This window comes from Milkweed yellows phytoplasma str. MW1 (assembly GCF_000309485.1).
Lineage (GTDB): Bacteria > Bacillota_I > Bacilli_A > Acholeplasmatales > Acholeplasmataceae > Phytoplasma.
Genome location: NZ_AKIL01000057.1, coordinates 1 through 4747 on the forward strand (window position 1 = coordinate 1; position 4747 = coordinate 4747).

The 4747-nt window shown below is 27.2% G+C and carries 4 pseudogenes; all 4 read left to right on the forward strand.

From position 1 onward, the window contains the following. Nucleotides 1-280: 280 nt before the first annotated feature. Nucleotides 281-887: pseudogene (locus RI76_RS01405) on the forward strand (hypothetical protein). A 20-nt stretch (nucleotides 888-907) separates the two neighbouring features. Further along, nucleotides 908-2404, forward strand: a pseudogene (locus RI76_RS01410) (replicative DNA helicase). 24 nt (nucleotides 2405-2428) lie between these two features. Next, nucleotides 2429-3750, forward strand: a pseudogene (locus RI76_RS01415) (toprim domain-containing protein). Between the two features lie 201 nt (nucleotides 3751-3951). Next, nucleotides 3952-4594 (forward strand): annotated as a pseudogene (locus RI76_RS03300) (phase variable surface lipoprotein). Nucleotides 4595-4747: the final 153 nt, after the last annotated feature.

A 4747-nucleotide genomic window follows, 5' to 3' on the forward strand; every position in this document is an offset into this window, starting at 1 on the left:
AATGTTAATTTATTTCTTCTAAAAGATTTACGATAACTTCTTTTTCTAGACATTTAAATCTCCTTTTATTTAATTTTTATTTAAATAGAAAAACAACTTTATTCACTTATCACCTACTCTTTCAAGAAAAAATGTCAAAACGGTAATCTCTATTTTTATTACCGTAATGGGAAAATCAAAACCATTAAACCTGACGGCACCATTACTTGGAAAACGAAAAAATTAAGAAGAAAATACCTTAAAAAAAAGGTCTTTTTTCTTTAGAAAGGAAGTAAGATGGATGTTAACTAACGAAAATTTTTACCAAATTAAACAATTTAATACTAACGCTCAATGCATTGATATTTTAAAAAAAATTTTTCATAAAACATCATTTTCACTTACTTTTCATGAATATATGAGACATCATCACCATCTACTCAATCAATATTTAACCGATAAAAACTATCACTCTCAAAGCCAAAAAGTCATCCGCGGTAAAATCAATGAATATCTAATTTTATTATATTTTCAAAACAAAGGCATCATCAATTTATATCCCCAGGCTTATTTATTTTTCATCCCCGATATTCGCTTTGATTTAGTTTTATTCACAGAAACCAAACGAATAATGGCGTTTAATTTCAAAACCTGTCTCCGAGACCGCTATAAACAAGCCATGGTAGAAGGACAACAAATTAAAAAAATTAGACACCTGTTTTGAGTTCTATTTATTAACCAATAACGAAACCGAAACACAAAGACTAAACAATAAAATCAATCAAGGAAAAGTGCAAGGAATTAATCAAGTAATTAACTTATTTTCCAATTCAGCTAACAATTTCTTACAAAACTTAATTACCAACAAATTTATCCCTTTTTCTAATATCAATATAATTAAAAAATAAAAAAAGGAGTTAATATAAAAATGTTAACCAACGAACAAAAAGCGTTAAAACAACTAATAAATTATATCGAACAAGGCCAATGGGAAAAGTTAAACATTTACTGCCAAATAATCAACCCTAAAAATCTACTAGACCCCAAAAATACAAAAATATTTACAGCTTTAAAATATTTATTTTTAGAAAAACAAACATCTCATCCGTGGGACAAACCCGAGACAAAACCAATCATTATCAAAGAGTTATTAACATATTTACAAACTAATTTCCCACAAGATAACTTTACTTTAGATTCTTTAAATTATTTAAATGATGAATTTAATAACCAAAATAATACTCATGTTTTAGATAATCTAAAACATACCTTCACCCAAGAAAAACTGTTTCAACAACTCTTAAAAATTATTAGTCCTTCTTTTGAAAACCAAGACCCTTACCACAAAAATTTATATTACCAAGAAATATTTGATCAATTAAGAAATTTTATCTCTTCAATCCCCCACAAAAATGATAAAACTCTCTTTAATTTAAACCAAATGGTTTCTTTACATCCTGAATTTTTTGCCATCGATAATCAAGCAAAACAAAAAATCCAAGAAGAATATTACCGCTTATCAGAAATTTTTAAAGGACTCAATCAATCCACCAAAGGATTCAAACAAGGCCAAATCATCACTATTGGAGGTTATACTGGATTAGGTAAAACAACTTTTGTTTATAATCTTCTTTTAGATATAGCCAAAACCAAACACCAAGAAATATCTCATTATCCTCATATTTTAGTATTTTCTTATGAAATGACTTTAGAAGAAAATTTAAGTCGTTTTATTAACCCACCAAACTCAAATTTCCTTAGATGTTATTTTAGATAAAAATTTTGAAGATGCCAACATCACGCCACTCAAATACACAGAAAAGATGAAAAAAGCAAAACATTTTTTTGCCAACATAAATTTATCATTTAGTTATGATAAAAGCAAAAATATTGATTATATAATTGATTTAGTTTATCGCCTTCATTTAGAAAAACAAGCAGAAATTATCGTTATTGACCACCTTCAAATAACCAAAACCACAAACTACTTAGAAAATGACCGTCTAGCCATTGATGAAATTATGACTAAATTAAAACAAATCGCCATCGAATTAAACATTGTGATTATCATTTTATCTCAATTTTCCAGAGATACTTATACTAACTATCGCGGTAAATCGCCAGAAATAACCGCTTTAAAAGGAAGTGGTGGGATTGAAACTAACTCCGATATCGTCTTAATGATGTCTGAATTCCAACCTAATATGGCCAAAGATAAAACCAAACCTCTAAATATTTATAACGATCATGATAATCAATTGTATTCCAATGTCTCAAAAAATGAAAATCAAAAAATCATTGAAGTCAATATCAAAAAGAATCGCAGTGGAACAAAAAAAACTTACTCTATCATTTTGAAATGCAAACCCAAACCTTCCAAGAAATCGGTTATGTTTTACCTTATCAGATAGATACTTATTATTAATCAAAAAATTAGGAGTTAAAATAAATGAATTTTCAAGAAAAAATAAAACATATTCAAATTAACTTCCCTATGTCAGTTTTATTAAAAAAATTAAAGATTTTACCATCAAATTTCTATATTAAATATCGTTTTCCTTGTCCCATTCATCAAGGTCAAAATCCTACTTGTTGTCATTTAACTGCAGATAATAAAATTCATTGTTGGAAATGTAGCCGTGATTACGATATTATCGATATATATAGAGAAATAAGAAAAATTAAATCCTTTGGCGAAACCATTCAAAGAATAAACTACTTTATGAAAAGTCAAGAATTTCAAAATCTCCTTCAACGAGAAAAAGAAATAACCAGAACCTCTTCAAACCCCTTTCGAAAACAATATCAAGCTAAACAAGCCCAACATCCTATCTATGAACACCAAATTCAACTTATCAAAAACCAACTATTGAAAGAAACAACGCCATTATTCAATCAAATAAGAGATTATTATCATTACTTATTAACTTCCAACAGAAACAACGAAAGTCATTTAGGAATAGAATATTTAACGAAAAAACGCCAATTATCAATAGAAACGATTAAAGAATTTAAACTAGGATATGCCCCTTTATCTGATAAACCTTTATCTTTCCGTCTAGTAAATTATTGTAAAAAGAAAAACATTGATATAACAAAACTAGTTGAATATGGTTTTATCAAAGAAAAAACCAATCAAAAAGGTTTCCAATATTACCACGATACTTTACATGGTTCTATTATTATTCCCATCGAACAAGACTGCCAAACTTTTCACTTTTATCAAAATCATTTTCGTGATAATATCTATTTCCAACCTAAATATCAATCTATTAACAATTTTAGCCAAACTCCTACTTTTCATTTCAGTTATCGTTTTTTGAAGCTTTACCATCTATCAAACAAACCAAAACCATCATCATTCATGAAGGTTTTTTTGATATGATTAGTTGTTGGCAACACGGCATAAAAAATGTCGTGGGATTAATTTGTGTTTCCCAATTACTTTTCCAATCCCAAATGGATATTCTCAAAAAAGAAGCAATTAAAGTCATTATTGCCTTAGATAACGACGAAACTGGAAGAAAAAGAAACACAGCCTTAAGCGAATAACTAAAAGAACAACAAATCCCTTATGAAATTAGAAGCATTATGCCTCCTTATGATAAAACTTGTAAAGATGTTGATGATTTATTAAGACAATATGGGAAAGAAGCTTATCAAAAATGTTTTTTAGATCCATACATATCATACGAAGAAGCCGAAAAGAAACAAATAGTGGATTTAGCCATTCATTTCTTTGGTGAAGATAAAGTTGAAGTCATGACATAATGATTTATTATAAAATACCAATTAAACAAAAACAAACATATTATTTTGTCCTATATATGAACTTTAAAAATAAAATTATATAAATCACGCATATTGCAATTACTAGGCCAAAAATTGATAAATATTTTAACAAAATAACAAAAACAAATTAAAGGAGAAAACAAAAATATGAACAACAAAACAAAAAAAGATAGCAAAAATATGAAAAACGACCTTAATCAAGGAATCATTATAGGTGGTTGGAAAACAAACACAACCCCCAATGATTTAGACCAAATTAAACTCTTATTAAACTCTTTTTACAAACTTTAAAAGAAGAGTTAATCAACCTGACTATTATCACCCACTCTAAAAAGAAAAATACTTATCAAGAAGCCAATTATCGCCCTAAAAACCAAACTCTTTTCGTCGATCCTCAAATCTTAGAAGAAATTAAAAAAACGAAAATAACCTTAATTAATGATAATTTCTCTTCTAGTAATAGCCAAACCCATTACTTTCATATTTAACCCCTCTTAAAAGCAAAAATAACCCCCTTAAAACCTATCATGATATCTTTCAAATCAATTATAAAAATGAATCTAAAAACGCTATCAAAGAATTAATTGGCAAAATCAATTTTCATAAATTGGGAAACTTACAATTATACCAACTAGACCCCAATAAACTAGATAAATATAATAATCCTATCAAAACAAACTATAAGAAAGGTTTAAATGTTGTTTATTATCGTCCAGAAGATTTAAAATATATTCAATTCTTCTTAACTAAAACGAAACAAGGTTATCGGGTGAAAAAGCTACGTCCAGATTATAAAAGATATTTAATAAAAGAAAAATCATAAAACAAATAATTTATTATAACTCATCATTTTATCATCATTCACTCATCATTTTATCATCATTTGTCTCTTCAAAATATTCTATATAAAGATAAACACATTTAACCAGGGATATTTTATATATTATATCGATATATATAATGATACTCGATATTT